Raw genomic sequence first — 24,968 nt, forward strand, 5'->3', positions numbered from 1 at the left:
AATTAAAGATCATTTTCTTTTAATACGTTAATGACAGTTTTTGAATCTTTGGCAGCAATTAATTCAGTTACGGCAGTTTCGTTTTGAATTAATGCCATCAGTTTTTGTAGTGTTTCAAGTTGAGCATGTGGTTCTTTCAAAGCTAACATAAAGATTAATTTAGCTTCGACATCGGCTCCGTCCCCCATTTGTAAGAATTTAACTGGTTGAGCTAAACGAGCAATGGCAATCTGTGGCTTGTTAACGTGAATAGCATCAGTGTGTGGAATTGCAATGCCACAACTTGGCGCGTTTAAGCCAGTTGGAAATTCCTTTTCACGTTTGATAACAGCGTCTTTGTAGCTTTCTTTAACGACAGCTTTTTTGATTAGTTCGTCAGAAACCATTGATAAGGCTTCAGTACTATCTTTTGGTGTAATGTCGAGTAAAACAATTTCTTCGTCAAACATTTTTTATCCCCCCTCTACAATTCTCTGTAGATCATTAATGTTTCTACAATTGCGTAATTTATCTAATCCTGCGTCATTTAGAATGCGATTTAAGAATTCTCCCAAATCCTTATCAAGATAGACAACATTTAAAATTATAAACAAAGATGTGGCATAATAATGATTTATTTTATAATTTACTAAAATAATTCCTTGTTCCTGACCACTATATTCGATATGTGGTAAATCAAAATTAGTTCCAATTTCAACGGAACCCAATTTTTCTCGTTCAGTAATTTTGGATAAAACACTCTCAGCCCCAATATTGTAAAGTGCTTCAACTTTTTTACTGATGAATTGATTCAATTCCTGTTTTGAATCAACATTATCGATTTGGAAATAGTTGTATTTAAACATTTAGAAACGATTTAACTCTTTGTAAATCCAATTCATTTAATAGTGGGCTGACTACGACGATAGGGACTTTACTCTGTTCAGGAATAGCGACAGTACTGATAATAAGATCGGCTTCAGCATTATATTTAGACATATCCTCACGATAACTGTAAGAAGAAATTACATCAGTAATGTTCAAATTAGGAATAGCATTCAATAATTTGGTCCGAAGTAGTTGTGCTGTACCGATGCCGGTAGTACACATTAGTAAAATTTTATTTGTTTTAGCGCTTTCTTCAACCGCTTTAACCACGTATAGAGTAATAAAACTAATTTCATCTTCCGACAATTTTAATTGATATTTCTTCATTGTATAGTTATCAACAATTTGTTTTGTCTGTTGAAATTCTCGGCTGTAGCTGTCCTTTATTTCATCAACTAGAGGATTGACGACGACTAAATTTGATTTTAGGCGGTTGAGCATTGGTTTGATATGGGCACATAAATCTGTTAATAAATGCTGTTTATTGATGATTTTTTGGAAAGGATAGTGGTTGATAATTTCGTTAGCAAAGTCAATCACAGGCTTTTCAAACTGAGTGGTAGGCGCGGCATTGTTAATTTGTTGAATATCATTGCTGTGCATATAACGCAGTGACAACAGATATTGAGACAAATAGATGATCTCACTGGCATCAATTGTGCGATTCGTGTACCGAGAAATGTTCTCAATGATTAGGCGAGCTGTCTCGTAAAACTGATCGTATTTGATATCGGTTGTTTCGATTTTTTTTGGTTTATTTGCATGGGCGGCCGATCTAATTCTTCCCATCAAGATATATAAATGAGAAAAGATGTTTAAAGTATAGGGATCAACTAGTACTACATTAAGTTCATCTTGAATCAAAGTTAGTTGAGTAATCAGAAAACTTCGATCATTATCATTAATAGAAGGAAAAATTTCCGAGATAGAAGTAAAACCTTCAGAAACAGCTCCTTTACGAATTAAGAAGAAATTTAATGCCTGACGAATATCGATTTCATTGCCGATAACAATTAAGTGACCATTTTTACGGGTGATTTTAATTTTAAATTTGTCGATACTTGAATTTATTTTTTGAATCTCTTTATTTAAAGCTGATTCAGAAAGATAAAACTTGTCGGCAGTCTTAAAAAATTTGGGTCCAGTTGGTTGATTGAAAAGAATGTAAACACCGATGGCATAAGTTCGTTTTTTGTTTTCGTTTAAATCATCGAAATTCTCGGTGAATTCAGAATCGTTGCCAGGTTCAATTGTGTAGCCCAAACCACGTTGCGAAGTGATGATTTCTTTATCATGATTTATCTTCTTAACAGTTCGATAAATTGTTTTGGTGGAAACATTCAATTCTTTGGCTAAATCTGTAGATTTAATATAGCCGGTGTTCTTAGAAAGAAACATGATTACTTTCTTTGCGAGTGGATCCATGGTATTCCTCCTTCTTAACTATAATTATATGACGATAAGTTTAATTATCTTATAAGAGAATGTCCATTGGAACGGACACCTAGAATTCCTTATATGTTCTTAATAGTGGATTCAAAAATCAAGGAACGTATGTGTTCATAGAACACATGCATAATGTGCACTAAGTGACAGAGTCACTTAGTGCACATAAAAAAAACCTCATACAAGTAATTGTATGAGGAAAACGACGTTTTGGTTTTGTATCAGTCAAATAAAAATAGATTATTCACGGGAAGTCTGTAGGATTTGTAGTCAGATAAATCAGTGAGGTTACGTCTTCCCACTAATAATTATAACGAAAGCAAAATACTTCTTGCCAATCTAGTTTGATATAAAACAATATTAGATTAATTTTTACTCAGTATAAATTTGTTTGAGTTCTGCCAATTTAGTTTGATCGATACCTAAAGCTTTATCCAAATAGTTCTCGAAACTACCATAATAGTGTTCAATGGCTTCGAAAACTGAGGTGATACTTTCTAAATCACCTTTGGTCATATTCATTTTGTTGATATCTTGATTACCATTTTCATCATTCAAAGTAGCTTCGATTTCGTCACTATCTTGATACATTAGGTTAGTTAATAGGTAGTCTTTAGTAATTATTTCGTCATCAACGCCTAAAGCTTTCAGAATCAAAAGGGCACCAATACCAGTTCTATCCTTACCAGCTGCACAATGGAAGAGTACTGACTGATGATCTTGGTCGTTGTTGAGAAGACGTTCAAAAAGAAATCTATAAGCTTCTTGACCGTGTTTGTCCAGAACTACACTTTGATAAATCAATCCTAAATAAGAATAATCACCATGATTAATGGCTCCAGCCAATTTATCACCGTTTCCGGTTAAAGGGTAGACGGGGTCAGAATATATGCGATAGAAATCGGAAGTAACATCGGACCAAGTTTGTTGTTCCTGATTAGATCTAAAGTCGATAACATATTTTAAACCATACTTTTTAAGGTAGTTTAAAGAATTAGTTGTTAAATTACTTATATCCCCTGAACGAAGAAGTTTATTATATTTAATTGTCGTACCATCCTTAGTGGGATATCCACCAAGTTCACGTAAATTTATGGCACCTTCAAGATTTAAGATACGTTTCATTTTTATCCTCCCCTGTCTTGTTGCGTATTTTGGGTCATTAGAAGTAAAATAATATTTAAGGTGACTTATGGTGAAAAATAAACTTTCAATTATTATGACGGCTTATAACGTAGCTAGCTACATTTCTAGCTCGATTGAATCGGTAATCGCTCAGACTAATCGTAATTTTGACTTAATCATTGTGGACGATTGCTCTACAGATCAAACTCAGAAGATAATTCGTTCCTATGAAGAAAAGTATGATTGGATCTCTGTTGTTTGCCACAAACAAAATGCAGGTGTTTCAGCTGCCCGCAATACTGGATTAGCCAGTGCCGACGGTGACTTAGTAACTTTCATTGATGGAGATGATTGGGTTGAACCTGATTATGTAGAACACTTTCTCTCCAAATTTGAAGATTACGATGTAGATATGGTTACTTGTGGGTTCTTTAATGAAGGCGAAAATGGCAAAGTAAAAAATAAAGTTTCAAGTCGACAAACTTCAATCGTTGGTCGAGATGAAGCAATCAAGCAAATAATCAGAATGACAGGTACTGTGATGGGTTACACCTGGAATAAGGCCTACATTCGTTCGATTATTACTGATAATAATTTAAGATTCCAAACAGACTTAGATTTAATGGAAGATCAAGTTTTTAACGTTGAATATGCGACTGTCGCACGTCAATTTTATTTAGATAACCTTCCTTTATATCATTACATTTCTAGAAAAGACAGTATAACCAAACGTTTTGCCATGGAAAATGTGCGTGACGTTGGAGTCGCTAGAATGAAAGTTTACAAAGCAATTCGAGACAGCACTCGAAAAGAAAAAGATCAAATGGAGTAGTCGGGCTTAGCTCGGCTTTTTTTGTGTCTGAATTACCAACTAAAGAATAGCACTTTAATGGGTTTATTTGCTTTCAAAAAAACTTTGAAACTATCCCTTGACTGTAACGTGGCGGGACAGTTTATAGTATTTAATTGTTGAGAGATAAATACATTAAATATATAGGAGATATTAAATATGAAAGCAGTAGTTATTCGTAAGGCCGGTGGCCCAGAAGTTTTAAAGATTGAAGAACGTCCTATTCCTAAAGCAACTGATAAAGAGACTGTAATTCACATTCGTGCTTTTGCCGTTCATCGTTATGAGGTTCTAACTCGTGAGGGTGGTTCTCCTTCAGTTAAATTCCCAAGAGTTATTGGGGTTGAAGCTGTTGGTGAAGTTTTCGAACCTTCAAAGAATAGTGATTTAAAGAAAGGTCAAAAGATCGTTATCATCAATGGTGGCTTTGGTCGTGAATTTGATGGTGGTGAACAACAATATGCTTTAGTACCAGATGACATTGTTCGTCCAGTTGAATTTGATGGTTCATGGGCTGATTTTGCAATTTACCCTGAAACATTCTATACAGCCTTTGGTGCTTTGAAGACAACTAAGTTACAAGCTGGTCAAACACTCTTAGTTCGTGGTGGTACGACTGGTGTTGGTATGGCCGCAATGGTTTTGGCCAACGCTATGGGTATCAAGGTTACAGCAACAACTAGACGTGAAGAACGTCGTCAAATGTTACTTGATATGGGTGCAACTGATGTTGTGATTGATCAAGATGGTAAACTTCAAACTGAAAAAGCTTATGATGGTTTACTTGATATGGTTGGTGCTCCCGTTGTCAGTGATTCATTAGCTCATGTAAACCGTGACGGTATTTATACAGTTGTCGGATTACTTTCTGGTGAATGGCTATGGAAGAACTTCGATCCATTTGAAAATATTGGTGGCAAGTACATTACAGCCTTCGATGGTGTAGATATTAGTAATGAATTAGTCGCTGAAATGTTCAAGTTGATCAACGATAATCATTTGACGATTCCAGTTTCTAAGGTCTTCAAACTTGATGATATTCAGGCAGCTCAAGAATACGTTATGAAACATGACCGTCCAATGGGACAAGTTATTGTTACAACAGACTAAAAATAAATTTATACATCCTGTGAAGGGTGTATTTTTTTTGTTAATTTAGCATATAATTTTATAATGTGAGGAAAATTATATGTTAAAAATTAGTGAAATGGCTCAATTAGCGAATACAACAAGAAGAACATTGATATTTTACGATGAGCAAGGTGTATTTCATCCTAAAGAACGTAGTGATAATGGATATCGCTATTATGACTATGACCAGATATATGATTTATTATTCATTTTGGGAATGAAAAATCTAGGTTTACCATTGGAAAAAATTAAAGAATTACAAAATAATTCAAGTGCTGAAGTTATGGACGAGTTGTTGAATATTCAAAAGAAAATAGATGGAAAGATTACTGAATTATCTAAAATCCAATCGGTAGTTTCTAAGAAAGTTGGAGAAGGTGAGCAACTAACCGTTCAACCTTATCAACCAGTAATAGTTAAACGACCTAAAATCTCATTTTGGTGTTCACAAAAATCGGCTTCTTGTACTGATGAAGAGATTGCAGAACTGTTTGGTTCATTTTATAAGGAATTAGACGAGCTTGCCTTAATGGACGGTAACCAATCAGGCTTCCTAACTGATCTACCTGATGCAAATGCACAAGAGTATCCAGATGCTTCTTTTAGAGTTATTAAAGAATGTTCTACCAATAATAGTGGCAAGGCCATGCCGGCAATTGAAAAACCAGCTGGTGAATATGTAACTGTTAAAGTTGAAAATGGTACCGATGAAGTTTGTCGAGGTTTAGAACAACTAAAGAATTTCTGTCAAAAACAGAATTTGAGTATTAATACTGATTTATGGCAAATGAATGATAATAGTATTTTGACGAATCGTGGTGGTTCGGACTTCATGTTTTTAGAATATCAATTAAAAAATAAATAAAATGTTTTTTTACGGTACCTTCCAAATGTCATAATGTGGCGACCCTCAATGCTAAAATTTGAATTGTTGTAAAGGTTAGGAGAGGGGGCCAACTGTTGACTAACAGCAAGGACAAAAACAGTCAAGAACGAGTGTTAACTATCATGGGGAGAATGATGCTCGGAGAAAAGATTAATATCAATAATGACGCTGAGAGATACGGCGTTTCTAGGCGTACGATTTTACGCGATTTAAGTACGATTAAGCATACTTTAATAGACAAAGAAGTAGGAAACTATCAATTACAAATCAAATATAATGAGAAGCAAAATAACTATAGTATTTTTGACCATGGAAAATTATCTTGTACAGAAGCGATAATTACACTTTTACCTTTACTAGGCAGTGAATTAAAGGCTGATAGTAAGTTAATTAATAGAATACAGAAGAACATAATTTCTTTAGTGGCAACCGATGAAAAGAAAGCTGTAGGAACTTTGCTAGCTAGTTCGTACGAATCTAATGGTTCGATAAAGTCTAATAATAAAGATGTTTTGAAACTTATTCATCAATTTATAGATGCAATAATTAATCGAAAAACGGTTCAGTTCACATATAATGGTCAAACCCAAATACTAAAAGGTGTACCAATATCAATATTCTCAAAAGAAGATCATTATTATATATTGACCTACGTAGGAAGTGGACTAAGTAAGAATGTTGTTTATCGGATAGATCAGTTTCAGAATATCAAAGTCTTAAATAATGAAATTAAAGTTCCTCGAGAAAAACTAGAAGATAGAAGTCAAATTGGCAATAAAAATTATGTTTCTAATAGTGGTGAAGAAATCCATTATCGTTTTCTATACCTTGGAAATCCTCAAGATGCCTTAAACCGGTTGCCTGATTTTCATATATCCGGTCATAAAGAAAATGGAGTCATTATTGAAGGAAATATAATTTATGCTAAGGATCTAGTATGGGTATTGGACCATGGTAAACAAGTAAAAATGGAAAAGTAAGAATATTTTAGGAGGCAATTTCAATGGACGATGAATTAGAGGATGAAGAAAAACGTATTAAGGAATATGGTAGTCGTTATCGAATTGTAGAATTACTCCTTCAGTTGCTTTCTGGTGAGACGTTTAACCTTGAAGAATCGATGAAACATTATGGTGTAAAGAAGAAGGCCATCCAACTAGATTTAAAATATATGAGATTCCTATTGGATCGATATATGCCTGATCGAAAAATTGTTTATGACGTGAGAGATCAAGTTTATCGAGTTGAGAACGAAGGACAGATTACTTCAGCAGAAGCATTGACAATTCTAAAAATGGTTATTGGAACGCGTGCTTTTAGTAAAAGTGAATTGGAAAAAATCGAAGAAGAAGTTCTGAATTTTGTTTCCTTTAGTGAACAGTCAAGTGTTAAAACCTTGTTATCAACAACATTAGGTAAGTATTATCCTGTTAAAACACAGGATGATTTGGTAGAAAGAATTGATGAATTTTCTAATTGGATTCTCAAACATAAGATAATTGAGTTTACATACCGTAGCAGCAGAGATGGCAGTAATTCTGATAAGACATTTGTGGGTACACCAATTAATCTGTATTTTGATACTTCATTTTATTATGTAATGATCTATTTAATGGAAGACGGCGATGATAAGGACAATCCACGAGTCTTTAGAATTGATAGATTTGATTTTCCGATTAAGGAAAAACGTAAATCTTACAATATCCCATTTAGTAAAAAAGTCGATGAAGGCGAAGTACTGAAAAAAACATATCTATTAAAAATGGGGAATGACGTAAACTATACATTTCAATACTGGAATTATCCTCAAACAGCTTTAGATAAATTACCAGGATCAAAGATTGTAGAAACTAAAGATGATGGTAGTGTGATCATCAAAGGCGAGATATTCTCAGAGGGTGCCTTGTTGTGGATTTTAAGTCAAGGAGATGGGCTAAAGGTATTAGGTCCAGAATCATTAGTTAAAGAAGTTAAAACTCGTTTGAAAAAAGCAGTTGAATTATATGATAAATAAAAAAATCGTTTGGATTAATATCCAACCGATTTTTTTTACTTATTTAGAATATCTTCAATCTGACCATGAACCCTTTCAGCCTTCCACCAACCGTTTGATCTTGAATAATGGTAGATTTTTTTTACGTCACGTTTAGCAAATTTATTAAGGGCATCAAATGTTTTTGTACCTAATGCAATTATAGTAACATCGTCAGGAATACCTAATTCGTCAAGATGATTTTCAAACTTTTCAACATCATTTTGAGTTATTTTGACTTTGTCACTTTTACTTTCTATTGTAGAGGAGACATCGGTCATGAATGAACCCCAAATTTCGGTTCCGTAAAGAGCGGCGGCCAAGCGATAGTCAGCACTCTTTTTAGCACCATGAAAATTTGAAAATGGTTCAACTGGTTGTTCAGAGGCTGCATTACCAGGGTTCATTCCAGCAATAACATATTTTGAAGATTTAAGCTTGGCGTCTAAATCTTTATTTAGTTTTTCAGATGGAGAATGATTAGGTTGATAGTTATCCCCAAAAAGCTTTTGACGCTCATCAGGTGTTTTATTTGTAAGATCAGTATCTGGGATATCCCAAATTGCCCAACTATCCATAGAATTAAATTTTGGATTTCTCATATTTAATATCTCCTATAAGTGATTTTTTAAGCTTCAACAATCGTTGATAAATATAGAATAACACCGTCAGTTGTCATAATATGTCACTACTTATATTTTGAAAATAAAATGTATTTTTATTAAAAAAATTTATCATGCTATAATATTCCCATCTTGGGCAGTTGCAGGCGATACCCAGTTAAACATTGCCGTTGAGTGAAAGGATTTATATGCGAATAAATGTTTTGCAACACACTCCAAATGAAGGTCCAGGGATGATTCAGGATTGGTCACAAGCACATGGACATGAGATGTATATTTATCATCCATATCAGTTTGGCTATTTACCAACCGCCGATGAAACTGACATGTTGGTTATTTTAGGAGGTCCAATGAGTCCTAATGATGACTTACCTTGGATTAAGCAAGAGCGTGAATTGATTGCAAAAATGATTGAACAGGATAAACCAATTTTTGGTGCTTGTTTTGGAGCTCAACAAATTGCCAAACAACTTGGCTACAATATTACCAAAGCACCAGCTAAGGAAGTTGGTTGGGCACCGGTATATTTACAATCACAAGTAATCCCTGATTTACCTGAACAGATGAACGTTTTACATTGGCATGAAGAAATGTTTGAAATTCCTGATGAAGCTGAATTATTATTCTCCAGTGATAAGGTTAAGAATCAAGGCTTTGTAATGAACCATCGTATTATTGGTTTACAGTTTCATTTTGAACCGAAGGCAGATAACGTCCGTGAGATGGTGGTAAATGATTTTCTATATATCGAAGGCTCAGTTTTGAATCAAACGGCTGATGATATTTTGCAAATGACCGTTCCAGTTGAGAATCCTGAGATTCTATTCAATTTATTAGACTATATTAGTAAAAAGTAGATTTATGTAGGCGAGGATTAAATTCTTCGCCTTTTTTTTACAAAAAAGTTGAAATTAATCCTTGTCCTGAAGTCAGCTCCAGGATATAAGATGATTTTATTCTTTAAAAAAGAGGACATAAAACATGAAAACAATTAATTGGTCTACAGACTATTTACCAGGAAAAACAGATAATTCTGTTTCTAATGAAGTTATCACTGACAAAGCTAACATTGAAGATATTTGGAATAATTTGGTCGACACTTCTAAATGGGAAAAATATTATGATAATGCAACGAATATCGAGTTGAGTATTAAGGATGATACTAAATTACATTTTGCAGAGACATTTCATTTTAATACATTTGGATTCCCTATAGATGCACAGGTTATGGAATTAGTAGAACCTAGTGACGGAAGAATTGCACGTTTAGCTTGGCATGGATGGCAAAACGGTGATGAGAAAACACAATTTGACGTTTATCATGCTTTTCTAATTGAGAAGTTGAGTGATGGACGGATTCGCTTGCTGACACAAGAATCACAAATTGGTAAACCCGCTGCAGAATTATCACAACAAGATCCAAATCCAATGCTCAATGGTCATCAAAAGTGGTTGGATGGTTTAGTCAAGTTTACTAAGAATGGTGGCAAGGAGGAATAGAAATAATGGCAAAGACATGGTTAATAACAGGTACTTCTAGTGGATTTGGCAAAGAACTAGCACAAATTGTTGCTAGTAAACAAGATACTAATTTGGTGGCCGCTGCACGAAAAATGGAAGATCTGAACTATTTGGATCAATTTGACAGTAATAAGATTAAAAAGGTAATTATCGATGTAACAAATCAATCTGAAATTAAGGATGCTGTTTCAAAGGCAAAAGAAAAATTTGGTACAATTGACGTTTTAGTGAATAATGCAGGATTAGGATATTTTTCGACGATAGAAGAAAGTGATATGGATCAAGTTCGGTATATGTTTGAAGTCAATGTTTTTGGTTTAGCTAATATGACCAATGCTGTATTACCAATTATGCGTACACAAAAGTCGGGTGTTATTGTAAATCTTTCTTCAGCCTTAGCCCTAACAACGTTGCCTACAATGGGATTCTATAGTGCTACAAAGTATGCTGTTGAAGGATACGCCGATACTTTAAGGCAAGAAGTGGCTGATTTAGGCATTCATGTTATGAATGTAGAACCTAGTGGTGCTAGGACAAATTGGTCCGGACGTTCTTCAAATAAAGTTGTTCCTAATATTTCTGATTATCAGGAATTTGGAAATTCAATAGTACATGTATCTGATTCGGTTACTGGTGCTCCCGGAAATCCTCAAAAGATAGCTGAAGTGATTTATAATCAAATAGAAGATAATGAAGTAATTCCTGAACATTTACCTTTGGGACAATTTGCTTATGAAGGAGGACTCGGTAATTTGGAGAATTTAATTTCTGAAATAAAGAGTCGTCAGGAGATTTCATTATCTACGGACGACTCATTGCTAGGAGAGAAATATGAGCTATAGTATAGGACAAGTGTCGAAGAAATTAGGTGTCACGATTGATACAATTCGTTATTATGATAAATCAGGATTATTGCCGTTTGTTAAACGTAATGATATTGGACGACGTGAATTTACAGACAACGATATTCATTTAATGAGAACGATTATTTGTTTAAAAAATGCTGGTGTTTCAGTAGTTGATATTTCTAAATTCATTGAATATCGTCTTCAAGGTGATAGTACATTAGAAAAAAGATATCAATTGTTAGAAGATCACCGAAAAGATTTACAACAGCAGATTACTGATTTAGAAGATACTATGAGTTATTTAAAATTCAAAGAATGGTATTATCAAACCGCTGTTGAGGCAGGAACAGAAACGATTCATTTTGTCCCAGGAACAAATGAAGTTATCTCAGACCTAGACAAAGAATATAGTCAACATTTGAAAAGTGAGGGAAATTTAAAAGAGTTACAAAATTTTGCAAATGTTAAAGATTATCGTAATCGCAATAATTAAAATAAAAATAAATAATCCACTGGTTTTGTTTGTCTTTATTTGTTGGAGGATGGGATTTTGAAAAAAGTTATCCTGTATGTTCATGGAAAAGGTGGCAGTGCCGCAGAAGCTGAACGGTTTAAAAAAGTTTGTCCTGAGTATGATATTGTTGGGATTGATTACAAAGAATACTTGCCTTGGATTGTAGAAAAACAAATTAAGGATGTATATGATCAAGTAAGTCCACAATATGATCAGATATTGATATTAGCTAACAGCATTGGAGCGTATTTCTCAATGTTGACGAAGGATATAACGATAACTAAAGCTTTATTCATCTCTCCATTATTGAATATGGAACAATATTTATTAACTTCAATGAAGAAGAATAATATTACTGAAGCTGAATTACGTGATAAAGGTGAAATAGTGATTGGTCAAGAGAAATTCTCTTGGCAGGCATTACAGTATGTTCGAGATAATCCGCTTGATTGGCAAGTTCCAACTGAAATTCCATATGGTGAACATGATGATCACACTTCAAAATCAGTGTTAAAAGGCTTTGTGCAAAATCATAACGTTAATGTAACGGTGATGAAAGACGGCCAACATCGTTTCCATACCAGACCTCAGTTGGCTTTTCTCGATAATTGGCTTCAAGAAAAATTAAACAAATAAAAAAAGTCGAATCATTACGATTCGGCTTTTTGCATGTTTAAAGTCCTGATGTGTAAGGTCTAATACTATCAGCGAGAACTTCGGAATTATCATCGAAATGCCAGGTGATATTTTGAAGGTCAGGTTTAAATTCATTAACGTTAAGATTAGATTCAGCGAGGGCAATTGTTGGCGAGGAGCTAGTGGTTTGTAAATTTTGACCAGCAACATTTGAATTATTCAAGGCGTAAAGTTCACAGAAGGATTGATTGTCATTGGAATTAATCATGAGGTCAGAAAATTCAAGCAGACTATTATCATCTAAATAGATTGTGCTATCAATGATGGAATTTTTGACAGAAGAATCAGTTAGTTTAGTGACTAAGCCAGCAATATGTGTATTTTCAAGGTAAAGTTGGCTGTCTTCCAAATCCAGACTGGCAGCGTTCAAATTATTGATAGTTATTGTTGAATTAACTAGTGAAATTTGCGCGTTTTTACCATAAAGACAATCCCATTTGTCTTGAGAAGTGTGGGAGATGTGAATGTTGCGTCCGAATAATTGCGTGTTATTGTACATTGCAATCGTGTTAAATTGATTTTCACCATAGGCAAGGGAAAGATTTTGAGCAATAAAAATTGCACCTTCATCTAAAAGAAAAGCACAGTTTAATCGAACAGCATCGGGATTGTGCGTTTGACCAACTATAGTCAGGTTATGTTTGATAGTGAAGATGTAAGGTTGTGATTGTGAAAAGTAAACTCCAGGCAATAATTTAATTGTGTCACCTGATTTGGAATTTTCGATAGCTTTATATAATTCAGTTTCATTATTATTTTTTTACCAATTGTAATAGTTGTCATATGACGACCTCCAATTAATTTATACTTCTATTCTAATCAGGGGAATGTCATATTATGGCATTTTACGGTGGCGTAAAAAAAATGACCCGAATTTATTATGAGTTCAGGTCATTTTTTTAATAATTAAATTTTTTTCTTCAAATGATAAGGAACTACACTCTTATCAGAATCTTTAACGTCTGATTTTTCGTCTTTTGCAAAGTATACGACAAAAGATTTTTTATCGCTGACATCCTCAGCAACGATAAGGGATGATTCATAAGGATCTTTAGCTTTGTAAATTTGTGCTCCGCGGACAGCCTCACCAAAGTCTTTAGAGTTAGCAATGGCATCGCCGGGGTTAAAAAATACCATCTCATCCATAAGTAACACATCCTTTCTTTACCCACATTATACAATTTTACTTGCAGGGTAAGGAACAATTATCATTCTTTTATATTATTACTTTCTCAGCTATACTATGACATATGGAGGGTTAATATGACTAACGTTGAAGATTATATAAAGAAGAATATTTTTGGCAAGCCACAGTTAAAGCCTGATGAGAAAAATAAATTTTTGGGAAACTTTGCTGAGAGGGTAGCGATTGCTTTAACCGTTTCACAAGTAAAAAATCCGGACAATGTAAATATTGTTGAAAACGTAATGAAAAAGTACCCGGAGTATCATTTGTATTTAAATGGAAAAATAGATTCATATTTACTGGATAATTATCTACAATTGAGTGTAAAATTAAAGTATAAGTTTACAATAGTTTCACAATCGGGAGTTAGAACTAAAAACAAATCATTGTCGGAAAACGACATGGGCTTGGTGATTGCCGATGAGAGTAAACCTGTTGGTAGACCAGTACTTATATAATTTTTTGGAGGACAAATATGTCTAATAGTACATTAGATAACGTTGCTTTACTTTCTTTAAATGGTAATAAGCCATTAGCTAAGAGAATTTCTGACTACATGGGTATTCCATTATTGGATGCAAGTGTTTCACATTTTAGTGATGGTGAAATTAACATTCAAATTAATGAAAGTATTCGTGGAAAAGATGTTTACATCATTCATTCAGTTTCAGATCCTGTAAATGATAATTTCATGGAATTAATGATTGCTGTAGATGCTCTTAGACGTGCAAGTGCACAAAACATTAATTGTGTATTGCCTTACTTTGCATATACTCGTTCAGATAGAAAATCTCGTTCAAGAGAACCTATCTCTGCAAAGTTGTTTGCAAACATGTTGGAATTAGGTAAGGTTGATCGTGTGATCGCCCTTGATATGCATGCTGACCAAATTCAAGGATTCTTTGATATTCCTGTTGATCACTTACGTGCTATGCCTATTTTCGCTAGTTATTTTGAAAAGAAGATCAAGAATCCTGATGATTTTGTCTTCGTTGCTCCAGATCATAACTCAACTAAACGTGCTCGTGCCTTAGCTGAAGTCTTCGGTTCACAAATTGCTATCGTTGATCAAAGATCAACTGAAGATAGTAATGTCGTTCCTGACATTATTGGTGATGTTGACGGTAAACAATGTGTTATTGTTGATGATTTGATCGATACTGGTACAAGAATGATCAATAGTGCCGAAGCTGTTAAAGTTGCTGGTGCCAAAACAATTTCAGCTGTTGCTACACATCCAATCTTTTCAAAAGATGCTGCTAAGAGACTTGAAGCCTCAGATCTTATGCAAGTTCTAGTTTCAGATTCAATTGTGGTACCCGATGAATGCAAGTTTGATAAATTAAGAATTCTTTCTGTAACAGACCTTGTCGGTGATGCTATTAAAATGACAGAATTGAATGAATCAATTGATTCATTATTTACCGTTCGTGATAGCTATACAGAAATTAAATAAGTTAATACGAAATCAAAAACAGACTTAATCGTGATGAACGATTAGGTCTGCTTTTTTTTGAATAGAATTGCTATTAAATAAATAAAAAATTATGATTTAAATATTAAATAAATATAATCGACATAAAAGAATAAATAAAGGTGAAAAAACTTGTCTAGTTTTAGTTTGGTAATTCTTCCGGTGTTTGTAATCAACTTGTCTAGGTTTTTCCGATAATGCCTTTAAAACGTTGATGTAAGCGCTTTTTATTTATGCTAATCTTAGGTCGTTGGAGGTCATATGAAAAAGTACTTGGTAATTTACCACGATTTATTAAGTGGTATTCAAACACAGAAATATCAATCAGGAGAACTTCTTCCCAGCAATCAGCAGTTGGTGATGCGTTACCACGTATCCCGGGAAACGGTACGTAAGTCAATGCAATTGTTGGCAGATGAAGGATATATTCAAACCATACGAGGCAAGGGAAGCTTAGTTTTAAGTACAAAACGATTTTCGTTCCCAGTCTCATCAATAAAAAGTTATAAAGAAATAGTTAAAGAAAATGGCATGGATTCAAAAAATAAAGTGATTAAGATTCAGGATCATGTTTTAGTGCCAGAAAATTTACTTTTTGGATCTGATCAAATTTACGCACAACTGATTGTACGAGAAAGAATCGTTAATGGCATACCAACCATTTTAGATTATGATTACGTGAATGAAGATATTGTCAAAGATATTCCTGTGGAAGAGGCCGAGAATTCGTTGTTTCACTATTTTGAACATAATTTAGGATTAACAATTGATTATGCTATTAAACATTTGACGATTGAAAATCCTGAATATGAGGACTGCAATCAATTGGAAATTTCATCATCAGTACCAATGGTTGTTGTGCGGAGTGAAACCCATCTCACTGATAGCCGAATCTTATCATATACCGAGTCACGACATCGAGCAGACAAATTCAGTAGTGTCGAGTTTGCTAGACGCCATCATTAAATGCCAAAAATAAATATTAGTAATACGGGGGATTGAGAATAATGGCAAAGAGTAAAGATTATTCAGAGTTAGCATCGCAGATTATTTCTTATGTCGGCGGACCTGAAAATATTAATAAAGTCATTCATTGTATTTCACGTTTGAGATTTTACTTAAAAGATGAAAAGAAAGCACAAACGGAAAAGATTACTAACCTAGATGGTGTTGCAGGCGCCTTATATAATGCCGGTTTGGGTCAATACCAAGTTGTCATTGGACCAGCAGTTACTGATGTTTATGATCAAGTGATTGCTCAATTAGGAGAAGGCTTTTCTGATGAGGAAGCCACTGAATCAGCGGTTGAAGAAACTAATAAACAGGCTAAAGTTCAACAAAGACCTACAAGTCTTTGGGGTTGGATCTCTAAAGGATTTCAATTATTAATTGGAACTATTACTGGTTCAATGATTCCTATTATTGGATTACTTGCTGCTTCTGGTATTTTAAAGGGATTTTTAACACTCTTTACATTTAATTTGAATTTAATTGATACTAAATCAACAACTTACATCATTATTAACGCTATGGGCGATTCAGCCTTTTACTTCTTACCGATTTTAGTTGGATACACGGCTGCCAAACAATTACGTTCTGATCCGATTGTTGTAGCTGCTATTGCAGGTGTTTTAGTTCACCCAACTATTGCTGCTTTGTGGGCAGCACCAACTAAAGGCATGGCAACTTTCTTAGGTATTCCAATGAACGCTGAATTTTTCGGTATGCCTATCCATATTCCACAGTACACATATTCAATTTTCCCAATTATCTTTGCTGCTTGGTTAGCAAGACCAGTCGGTAATTGGCTTAAAAAAGTTTTACCACTCAGTTTACGTTCAATTTTCCAACCATTATTTACGCTATTTATCGTTTCTGCTGCTGTCTTAGTTATCATGGGACCAGTTATTTCATTAATTTCAAGTGGATTGGCTGCTTTAATCAACATGTTAGTAACAGCTAATGAAGCTATTGCTGGATTAGTAATTGGTGGTTTGTATCAAGTTTTAGTAATTTTCGGTTTGCATTGGATGGTTGTTCCTATCGTTTCAAACGATATTGCTATGACTGGTCATTCAGTTTTGAATGCTTTAATCAACTTTACAATGATTGCTCAAGGTACTGGTGCTTTAGCAGTTTGGGCTAAGACGAAGAATGCTAGTGTTAAAGGCTTATCATTGGCCGGTGCTTTATCGGGTTATGCCGGAGTTACTGAACCTGCTATGTATGGTATCAATTTGAAATACGGACGTGTTTTCTGGATGTCTAATATCGGTGGTGCCGTTGGTGGTTTCCTTGCTGGATTAATGAAAATCGATATGTTTGGTTTTACAGGATCATTGATTGGTTTCCCATCATTCTTCTCTAAGACAAATCCTAATAATATTTGGGCCTTCGTTATCGCTAGTGTTGTAACTATTGTTATCTCATTCGTTTGTGTTTACCTATGGGGCTTCAGTGATGCTGACTTAACTAAAGTTAAAGCAGCTCAACAGAAGAACGTTTTTAAAGATGCTGTAAAATAAGGAGATCGTTATGACAGAAAATTGGCAAATAATTTATCGGGATACGCCAAGTGGTGTTAAATCCTACAGTCAAGAAGCTCTATTAACTTTAGGTAATGGATACCTCGGTTGGCGGGGCGCACCGTTGATGAGTCGTTATAACGCTAATCATTATCCTGGCTTATATGTTGCCGGAATTTTCAATCAAACAACGACCAAAGTTAATTCTCGAGACATTATAAATGAGGATCCAGTTAATTTTCCCAATCCTCAATTATTAAAGATTAAAATTAACGAAACTGAAATTACGGTTCCTTATGATCAAAGAAAAGCCACTCTGGATATGCACAAAGGTAAGCTAACAGAAGAGCTAGTTTACCCAGTTGATGCAGGGCACTTGTTCATTAAAACGACTAAAATCTGTGATCCAATATCTTATCATCGTTTGGCTTTAAAGGTAGAGTTATCTTTAGATTTTTCAGCTCAGGTCAGTGTTGAAATGATAATCGATGGTAAAATTCAAAATCAGAATGTCGCTCGCTATCGTAAATTCAATAGTCAGGAATTTAAAGTAACTCAAATAGCCAATCACGTTTTACAAGGGAAGACCTTGCAATCAAATATCAACTTTGCTGTAGGTGCTAAGACAACTAGTCCAGATGTTAGTTTTGAGACGACTTATAATCAAGATTCAATTGTGGACCGTGCAACGATTAAATTAGCTGCTAAACAAGTTTTTGATGTTAAACGGGTTATGGCGGTAGCGACTGATTATGAGAGTTCAGATTATTTGAAGATTGTTAAAACTGCCCTTGATAAAGGTACTTTTGAAAAAATTTATCAAAACAATTTACAACATTGGTCTGATTTTTGGAAAGATGCCGACGTTGAAATAAACAGTGATGATAAAGATATTCAAAAATTGATTCGTTTGAATATTTTCCAATTACACCAAGCCGCACAAAAACTAGCTAATCCGGACTTAGATGCATCAGTTGGTTCACGTGGATTGACGGGTGAAGGCTATCGTGGACATATTTTCTGGGATGCACTTTTCTTCGTTCCTTACTACACAACAATTGAACCCCAAACAGCTAAAGCCTTAATGAAATATCGGATCAAGCGATTACCGGCTGCTAAGAAAAACGCTGAGTTGCAGCGAGAACATGGCGCTATGTATCCTTGGCAATCGGCTAGTATTGGTGATGAACAGGCTCAGCTAATCCATTTGAATCCAATGACTAATGAATGGTATCCTGATAATTCACGTTTACAACGTCATGTGTCTTTAGCTGTTGTGTATGATATTTGGAATTATACACAGATGACAGGTGATAATAGTCTGTTAGAAGAAGGCGGCTTGAATGTACTTTTGCAGACAAGTAAGTTTTGGATAGAAAAAGCCGAGTATGATGGTGAAAACTACCATATATCTGGTGTCATGGGCCCGGATGAATTCCATGAAGCTTATCCGAATACAAATCAAGGTGGTTTGTCAGATAACGCCTATACTAATTTAATGGTAGCTTGGTCATTGTCCTGGCTGTTGAAATTACGTAAAGAAATGCCAGAGATTTTTATTAAAGCCTGTGAAGAATCAGACTTTGACGAAATATTAATTCGTAAGGCTGATGAAATGGCTCATAAGTTAAAAGTTTATATCAATGATCAGGGTATTGTTGAACAGTATAATCACTATTTTGAACTGAAAGATTTGGATTTAGCTGATTATGAAAAGAAGTACGGCGATATCCATCGAATTGATCGCATTTTAACAGCTGAGAATAAATCAGCTAACGACTATCAAGTTGACAAACAAGCTGATTCATTGATGATGATTTACAATTTGGGACCACAAGTAATGCAAAAGACCTTAGAGCAATTGGGTAATAATTTGCCAAAAGATTGGTTGAAAAAGAATCGCGATTACTACTTAGCCAGAACTGTACATGGATCAACTGTTTCTAGACCTGTCTATGCTAGTATCGATATCGCTTTAGGAGACGTCGATAAAGCTTGGGAAAAATTACAAGTAGCCATCCGTTCTGATTATGATGATATTCAAGGTGGAACGACCGCTGATGGTATTCATACTGGTGTTATGGGTGCAGTATTAACCGTTATTATGCGTGATTTTGCTGGTGTAAAATTCGTAGATGGTATATTGAACATTGATCCACGGCTACCAAGTAAGTGGCAAAGATTATCATTTACACAACAATATTGTGGTGTAAAGTATCGTCTGAATTTTGAAGATAATACGATAAAAATTAAAGCTGATCAGGGATGTGTCATAAAAGTGTGTGGCCACGAATGTCAGTTAGAAGCTAATAAAGAAGTTAGTTATTAAAAAAACATTCAGGAATTATTTTATTAATTTCTGGATGTTTTTATGTGGAATACATAATAATGGAAAAATTAAATACTTGTTGTTAAAGTGAAGTTACTCAAGGAGGTATTTTTTAATGAAAGTACTTATTATTGGCGCCCATGGTAAAGTAGGGCGTTTGTTGATTGATGAACTTCAAAACAAGCAGATTGATTTTGCTGCAGGATTACGTAGTGAGGAACAAATTAAGGCTTATCAAGCAGAAAATATTCCAACACAATACATTGATTTGACTGCACCGATAGCTGAAATAAAGAACTCAATTGAAGCCTCTGGAGCTGATACATTAGTTTTCACAGCAGGTGCCGGTGGTGCTGGTTATGATTTGACTATGGAAATTGACTTAGATGGTGCCATTAAGACAATGGATATCGCCCAAACATTAGGTATTAAGCGCTACATTATGGTTAGTGCTGTTTATAGTGATGATCGTAGCAAGTGGGAAGCTTCAGGAATCAGACCATACTATATTGCTAAGCACTATGCTGATAAGTATCTTCGCAGCACAAACTTGGATTACACAATTGTACATCCGGGAATGTTGACGAATGATGATGCTATAGGAAAAATCAATATTCAAAGCAATTATGAAGGTGGTAGTGTTCCAAGAGCTGATGTAGCTAAGGTTATTGCCCAAGCTTTGGAGACACCTTCTACAATTAAGAAGGATATTAACTTTGTCACTGGTGATGAAGACATTGTTAAAGCTGTAAGATAAATAAGAAACTGAATGTCATTAGAGGCATTCAGTTTTTTTGTTTAAAAAGTATTAACCTCATGAGATACTGGAATTAGAACTAAAAAATTGGGATGTAGATTGTCCTCTCTGAGGTGAGAAAATATGATGAAATCGAAATTTTTTAGAATATGTATAGCCATTATTGTTACTTTTTCAGTTTCTTGGATAGTATCGATCATTTGGCCTTCAGGATTTTCTTTTGACAGTAACACCGTCAAAACGTTACTGATAGTGAATATTTGTTTTGCTTTAGGAGTATTAATATCGAAGTGTCAGAAAGAATAAAAATAAGGTTCAGAAATCAATTAAGATTTCTGAACCTTATTTTTATGTCCTTAGGCAAGTAAAGTTTCTGGGACAGTAGTAGTTTTCTTTTCAAGACGACGTGAAATATTCTTTCTGAGTTGTTCATTTTCAAAAACAACTTGATCGTAGTTATTTTTGGCTAAGTAGCGGGCAACTTGTTTAGAGAAATAATTAGCTTTGACAACGTCCTGTTTATTGGAACGTTTCATAAAAGTACTGAAAAAATTATTCATCATTGAATTGAGAACATTAGTGAAGAAGGGGATTCTGATCTGTTTAGTATTAGCAGTGTACCAAACCTTTTGATTATCGAGTGTGATGATAAGTTCGTTACCACCGACATAGGGAATCTTCTTGGTATTCATGGCTACGACAGCAATTTTTTTTGGCATATGCAAGACTCCTTAGCAAGTTTAATTATTAGCATAATATCATGATAAAAAATATATTAATAAAAAACGATTTTTCTGCTTACAGATATAATGTTCAAAACCTTGTTAGGTCAAGTATAACGAAGTACATAGACAATTTGTAGCGTTTATTTAATACTTCTTAATTGACAACGTTTACATTACATTTTATCGATTTTTTGATCAAGATTATCTAACCAAAATGACAATAAATGAACCTTAAAAAATTCACTTTCTACAATAAAAATTGATACTTTTGTAGTTTAATTTAGGAAAGATACTTGACGTATTATTTAGAAACCGCTATCATGGTTCCTGTAAACGATGTGTGTTACTGATTCGATCAGGCATAAACCTACTAATATTGTGCATATTTTAGTGTGCAATTAGTGGGTATTTTTTTTAGGGGGTAAGTCATTGAAATTTGTAAGAAATTATAATAATAATGCAGCCCTTGTAGTTGATGACCATCATGTTGAATGGGTAGTTGTTGGAAAAGGCATCGGATTTGGCAAGAAAACGGGTGATTTGGTGGACGCATCAAAAATCACTCAACGTTTCAAGTCGGAGAATACAGCAAACATTGATAATTTAGGGGAATATGATAAATCTATCATTGATGTAACTTCTGATATAGTTAACGATGTCGAATCTTTTTTAAAGGTTAAATTTAATGATTATCAATATTTAATTTTGGCTGATCACATCAATTTTGCTTACGAACGGGCAAAAGAGCACATTGAGTTTACGGATAGAGCAGTTAATTGGGAAGTAAAAAAGTTATTTCCTAAAGAATATCAAGCATCATTAAGGGCAATTAAAATCATCAATAAGGATTTGAAAGTTAATTTTGCTAAGGATGAATTAGTTTTCTTGACGTATCATTTTGTTAATTTGGAGAATGAAAAAGAATCCCTTCAGGACACGATCCAAGTTTCCAAGATAATTTCCGATATCATCAATATTATTCAAATCAGTTACCATAAGACTTTGGATGATGAATCATTCAGCTATAGTCGTTTGGTTTCACATTTGAGATATTTTTTAATTAAGAAAATCAAATCCAATAAGCCTGCTGGTGAACAATTGGACCCTAGTTTATTGAAATTAATGATTGCTAAATATCCTCAAGAGAATCAAACTGTTCAAAAGATTTCTACATTTTTACGAAATACTAAAGGATGGGCATTGTCGTCAAATGATCAAATGTATTTGATCTTACATGTTTGGCGAGTAACCCATCGAGAAAATTAAATACTAGCGTGTTACTGTTTGGCAGGCATTAGCTCAAGAAAATTACATTACTATTGGTGAATAGTGGTGTGATCTCTTGAGCTTTTTTATTTGCCTGATACCTGATAAAGGAGAAATTATTATGAAAGACTATGATAGTTTAGCTAAAAAAATTGTTAAATTAGTCGGTGGCAAAGATAACGTTAAAAGCGTTGTTCATTGTGCCACAAGATTACGTTTCAAATTAAAAGATGAAAAAAAGGCTAATACTGAAGAATTAAAAGATACTGAAGGGGTCGTAACTGTTGTTCAAAGTGGTGGCCAATATCAAGTTGTTATTGGTAATGAAGTCGCTGACGTTTACGATCACGTTGTTAAAGTGGGTGGTTTCCCAGATGGTGGAACTGTTCCTGATGACTATGGTGAAGATGATGAAAAAACTAGTTTACTAGATAAATTTATTGATTTGATTTCTGGAATTTTTGCCCCAGCACTAGGCTGTTTGGCTGCAACTGGTATGATCAAAGGCTTGGCAACTATTCTAGTAACAACGGGAGCCGTAACTAAGACTTCTGGTACATACGTTATACTTTACGCAATTGGGGATGCTTTCTTCTACTTCCTACCAATTATTTTAGGATTGTCGGCTGCTAAGAAATTCGGCGTTGATCAATTCATCGGATTATCAATTGGTGCAGCGTTAGTTTATCCAACAATCGTTGCTTTGAATCCGACTGCTGTAACTGGAAAACCATTATTCACTTTGTTTGCTGGTTCAGCGTTATCTTCACCAATTCACATTACCTTCTTGAAGATTCCAGTAATTATGATGAACTATACTTCATCAGTTATTCCTATCATTGTGGCGATGTGGATTGCCTCTAAGGTTGAACGATACTTAAAGAAAGTCATTCCAAGTGTTGTTAAAACCTTCCTAGTTCCATTCTTTACTTTATTAGTTGTTGTCCCATTAACACTTTTGGTTGTAGGACCAATTACATCATGGATCAGTGATGGATTAGCTGCTGGTGCTTCAGCTCTTTACAACTTAAGTCCAATTATTACAGGTGCCGTTATTGGTGGTTTGTGGCAAGTTCTTGTTATTTTCGGTTTACACTGGGGACTTGTTCCATTGGCAATGTTAAATATTCAAAATCTTCATTATGATCCAATTCTTGTTTTAACTGGTGCCGCATCTTTTGCTCAAATTGGTGCCGTTCTAGCAGTTATCATGAAAGTTAAGAGTAAGAAAGTTCAAGGCCTTGGTTGGTCAGCCTTCTTATCCGGTATTTTTGGAATTACAGAACCAGCTATTTATGGTATTACTTTACCTCGTAAAAAAGTTTTCGCAATGAGTTGTGTTGGTGCTGGTATCGGTGGTGCCTTAATGGGATTATTCGGTACTAAGGCTTACATGGTCGGAGGACTTGGTGTCTTCTTATTCCCTAGTTACATTGGTGCTAGTGGTATGGATATGTCAGTTTACGGCGCTCTTATTTCATGGGTTGTTGCTTTTGCTGTTGCGCTTGGACTTTCACTAGTCTTTGGTTTCAGTAAAGAAGATATTAAGAACGAAAATGCAGTTGAGGAACCAACTTCAAATAATGCAGAACCACAATTAGCCACAGCTATGGCTAGTTCAGCAACAGCTACAACAACTGCTGCTCCAGAAACAGTTGAAAAAGAAGCAGTTACACCAGAAACAATTATCAGTCCTGTTAAAGGTTCAACCGTTCCATTGAGTGACGTTAAAGATGAAGTCTTTGCTTCAGAAGCACTTGGTAAAGGAGTTGCCATACTTCCTGATGAAGGAAAAGTTTATTCACCAGTTGACGGGACAATTACAGTTGTCTTCCCAACAAAACATGCTATTGGTATTAATTCTAAAGATGGCGCTGAATTGTTGATTCATATTGGTATGGATACAGTTCAACTAGAAGGTAAAGGTTTCACTAGTCACGTTGAACAAGGCCAAGAAGTCCATCAAGGTGAGCTATTAATGGAATTTGATGTTGACGGAATTACCAGTCAGGATTATGACGTTACAACGCCAGTCATTGTTACTAACTCAAAGAATTATAACAATGTTAGTGTGTTAGCAGATGGTCATGTTGAACCTGGTGACAGTATTATTGATTTAAAATAAGCTTTAATTTTTATGTCAGAAAGCGTTAACATATAAATATAA

26 protein-coding genes are annotated in these 24,968 nt (G+C 34.5%); 18 read left to right on the forward strand and 8 right to left on the reverse strand.

Translation table 11 applies throughout. The annotated features are described in order from the left end of the window. Positions 1-2: 2 nt before the first annotated feature. The 4 genes from LKACC16343_RS03100 to LKACC16343_RS03115 all read right to left on the reverse strand — a co-directional run bounded on the left by LKACC16343_RS03100 (position 3) and on the right by LKACC16343_RS03115 (position 3,438). Positions 3-449: a PTS sugar transporter subunit IIA gene (locus tag LKACC16343_RS03100; protein ID WP_056954074.1), complete on the reverse strand. Its 447-nt coding sequence runs from the start codon at positions 447-449 to the stop codon at positions 3-5. Between the two features lie 3 nt (positions 450-452). Next, the gene (locus tag LKACC16343_RS03105) at positions 453-845 is read right to left on the reverse strand and encodes a PTS sugar transporter subunit IIA (RefSeq protein ID WP_056954076.1); all 393 of its coding nucleotides are present in this window, start codon (positions 843-845) and stop codon (positions 453-455) included. Continuing rightward, a complete protein-coding gene (locus LKACC16343_RS03110; protein WP_056954078.1) occupies positions 838-2,292 on the reverse strand; it encodes a BglG family transcription antiterminator in 1,455 nt (484 codons plus the stop codon). Before LKACC16343_RS03110 ends, LKACC16343_RS03105 begins: the two co-directional genes overlap by 8 nt. Positions 2,293-2,685: 393 nt before the next feature. Beyond that, the gene (locus tag LKACC16343_RS03115) at positions 2,686-3,438 is read right to left on the reverse strand and encodes a tyrosine-protein phosphatase (protein ID WP_056954080.1); all 753 of its coding nucleotides are present in this window, start codon (positions 3,436-3,438) and stop codon (positions 2,686-2,688) included. A gap of 67 nt (positions 3,439-3,505) precedes the next feature. On the opposite strand from LKACC16343_RS03115, the gene LKACC16343_RS03120 reads away from it, so the two are divergent. The 5 genes from LKACC16343_RS03120 (at position 3,506) to LKACC16343_RS03140 (ending at position 8,319) form a co-directional block, all read left to right on the forward strand. After that, entirely contained in the window at positions 3,506-4,270 is a 765-nt protein-coding gene (locus tag LKACC16343_RS03120; protein WP_034544396.1) for a glycosyltransferase family 2 protein, read from the forward strand. Positions 4,271-4,447: 177 nt separating this feature from the next. Beyond that, positions 4,448-5,398, forward strand: coding sequence for a zinc-binding dehydrogenase (locus LKACC16343_RS03125; RefSeq protein ID WP_056954083.1), 951 nt, complete (start codon positions 4,448-4,450; stop codon positions 5,396-5,398). Positions 5,399-5,477: 79 nt separating this feature from the next. Next, positions 5,478-6,284, forward strand: coding sequence for a MerR family transcriptional regulator (locus LKACC16343_RS03130; protein WP_082604583.1), 807 nt, complete (start codon positions 5,478-5,480; stop codon positions 6,282-6,284). Between the two features lie 95 nt (positions 6,285-6,379). Then, entirely contained in the window at positions 6,380-7,285 is a 906-nt protein-coding gene (locus tag LKACC16343_RS03135; RefSeq protein ID WP_056954085.1) for a WYL domain-containing protein, read from the forward strand. A gap of 23 nt (positions 7,286-7,308) precedes the next feature. Further along, positions 7,309-8,319, forward strand: a complete 1,011-nt coding sequence (locus tag LKACC16343_RS03140) for a helix-turn-helix transcriptional regulator (protein WP_056954087.1) — start codon at positions 7,309-7,311, stop codon at positions 8,317-8,319. A gap of 35 nt (positions 8,320-8,354) precedes the next feature. On the opposite strand, the gene LKACC16343_RS03145 is transcribed toward LKACC16343_RS03140, so the two are convergent. Next, the gene (locus LKACC16343_RS03145; RefSeq protein WP_056954089.1) at positions 8,355-8,939 is read right to left on the reverse strand and encodes a hypothetical protein; all 585 of its coding nucleotides are present in this window, start codon (positions 8,937-8,939) and stop codon (positions 8,355-8,357) included. 209 nt (positions 8,940-9,148) lie between these two features. On the opposite strand from LKACC16343_RS03145, the gene LKACC16343_RS03150 reads away from it, so the two are divergent. The 5 genes from LKACC16343_RS03150 (at position 9,149) to LKACC16343_RS03170 (ending at position 12,479) form a co-directional block, all read left to right on the forward strand. Beyond that, positions 9,149-9,817: a type 1 glutamine amidotransferase gene (locus LKACC16343_RS03150; protein ID WP_056954091.1), complete on the forward strand. Its 669-nt coding sequence runs from the start codon at positions 9,149-9,151 to the stop codon at positions 9,815-9,817. 124 nt (positions 9,818-9,941) lie between these two features. Then, entirely contained in the window at positions 9,942-10,460 is a 519-nt protein-coding gene (locus tag LKACC16343_RS03155) for an SRPBCC family protein (RefSeq protein ID WP_056954093.1), read from the forward strand. A gap of 5 nt (positions 10,461-10,465) precedes the next feature. Next, a complete protein-coding gene (locus LKACC16343_RS03160; RefSeq protein ID WP_056954095.1) occupies positions 10,466-11,323 on the forward strand; it encodes an SDR family NAD(P)-dependent oxidoreductase in 858 nt (285 codons plus the stop codon). Next, positions 11,313-11,822, forward strand: coding sequence for a MerR family transcriptional regulator (locus LKACC16343_RS03165; protein WP_056954098.1), 510 nt, complete (start codon positions 11,313-11,315; stop codon positions 11,820-11,822). Before LKACC16343_RS03160 ends, LKACC16343_RS03165 begins: the two co-directional genes overlap by 11 nt. 57 nt (positions 11,823-11,879) lie before the next feature. Continuing rightward, complete coding sequence (locus LKACC16343_RS03170; RefSeq protein WP_056954100.1) at positions 11,880-12,479, forward strand: alpha/beta hydrolase; 600 nt, start codon at positions 11,880-11,882, stop codon at positions 12,477-12,479. A 37-nt stretch (positions 12,480-12,516) separates the two neighbouring features. Here the strand turns inward: LKACC16343_RS03170 and LKACC16343_RS03175 are convergent, their stop codons facing one another. Next, positions 12,517-13,230: a hypothetical protein gene (locus tag LKACC16343_RS03175; RefSeq protein ID WP_056954102.1), complete on the reverse strand. Its 714-nt coding sequence runs from the start codon at positions 13,228-13,230 to the stop codon at positions 12,517-12,519. 215 nt (positions 13,231-13,445) lie between these two features. Further along, positions 13,446-13,685, reverse strand: coding sequence for a hypothetical protein (locus LKACC16343_RS03180; protein WP_025086317.1), 240 nt, complete (start codon positions 13,683-13,685; stop codon positions 13,446-13,448). 117 nt (positions 13,686-13,802) lie between these two features. Between LKACC16343_RS03180 and LKACC16343_RS03185 the strand changes: the two genes are divergently transcribed. From LKACC16343_RS03185 to LKACC16343_RS03210, 6 genes are all read left to right on the forward strand, one after another. Beyond that, positions 13,803-14,183, forward strand: a complete 381-nt coding sequence (locus LKACC16343_RS03185; protein WP_056954104.1) for a YueI family protein — start codon at positions 13,803-13,805, stop codon at positions 14,181-14,183. 17 nt (positions 14,184-14,200) lie between these two features. Further along, on the forward strand, positions 14,201-15,181 hold the full coding sequence (locus LKACC16343_RS03190) for a ribose-phosphate diphosphokinase (protein WP_054642828.1): 981 nt from the start codon (positions 14,201-14,203) through the stop codon (positions 15,179-15,181). A 279-nt stretch (positions 15,182-15,460) separates the two neighbouring features. After that, positions 15,461-16,165 (forward strand): trehalose operon repressor, encoded by a 705-nt coding sequence (treR, locus tag LKACC16343_RS03195; protein WP_056954107.1) that lies wholly within the window; start codon positions 15,461-15,463, stop codon positions 16,163-16,165. Positions 16,166-16,206: 41 nt separating this feature from the next. After that, positions 16,207-17,724 (forward strand): PTS transporter subunit EIIC, encoded by a 1,518-nt coding sequence (locus tag LKACC16343_RS03200; RefSeq protein WP_056954109.1) that lies wholly within the window; start codon positions 16,207-16,209, stop codon positions 17,722-17,724. Between the two features lie 10 nt (positions 17,725-17,734). Continuing rightward, positions 17,735-20,053, forward strand: a complete 2,319-nt coding sequence (locus LKACC16343_RS03205) for a glycosyl hydrolase family 65 domain-containing protein (protein ID WP_056954111.1) — start codon at positions 17,735-17,737, stop codon at positions 20,051-20,053. Positions 20,054-20,168: 115 nt separating this feature from the next. After that, positions 20,169-20,810 carry an SDR family oxidoreductase gene (locus tag LKACC16343_RS03210; protein WP_056954113.1) on the forward strand — a complete coding sequence of 214 codons (642 nt, stop codon included), beginning with the start codon at positions 20,169-20,171 and terminating at the stop codon, positions 20,808-20,810. Between the two features lie 356 nt (positions 20,811-21,166). On the opposite strand, the gene LKACC16343_RS03215 is transcribed toward LKACC16343_RS03210, so the two are convergent. Beyond that, a complete protein-coding gene (locus LKACC16343_RS03215; protein ID WP_056954115.1) occupies positions 21,167-21,529 on the reverse strand; it encodes a hypothetical protein in 363 nt (120 codons plus the stop codon). Between the two features lie 435 nt (positions 21,530-21,964). On the opposite strand from LKACC16343_RS03215, the gene LKACC16343_RS03220 reads away from it, so the two are divergent. Next, a complete protein-coding gene (locus LKACC16343_RS03220) occupies positions 21,965-22,801 on the forward strand; it encodes a PRD domain-containing protein (RefSeq protein ID WP_056954117.1) in 837 nt (278 codons plus the stop codon). Positions 22,802-22,922: 121 nt separating this feature from the next. Further along, the gene (locus LKACC16343_RS03225; protein ID WP_056954119.1) at positions 22,923-24,926 is read left to right on the forward strand and encodes a beta-glucoside-specific PTS transporter subunit IIABC; all 2,004 of its coding nucleotides are present in this window, start codon (positions 22,923-22,925) and stop codon (positions 24,924-24,926) included. Positions 24,927-24,968 lie beyond the last annotated feature (42 nt).

The organism is Companilactobacillus bobalius (genome assembly GCF_002179915.1).
GTDB classification, from domain to species: Bacteria; Bacillota; Bacilli; order Lactobacillales; family Lactobacillaceae; genus Companilactobacillus; species Companilactobacillus bobalius.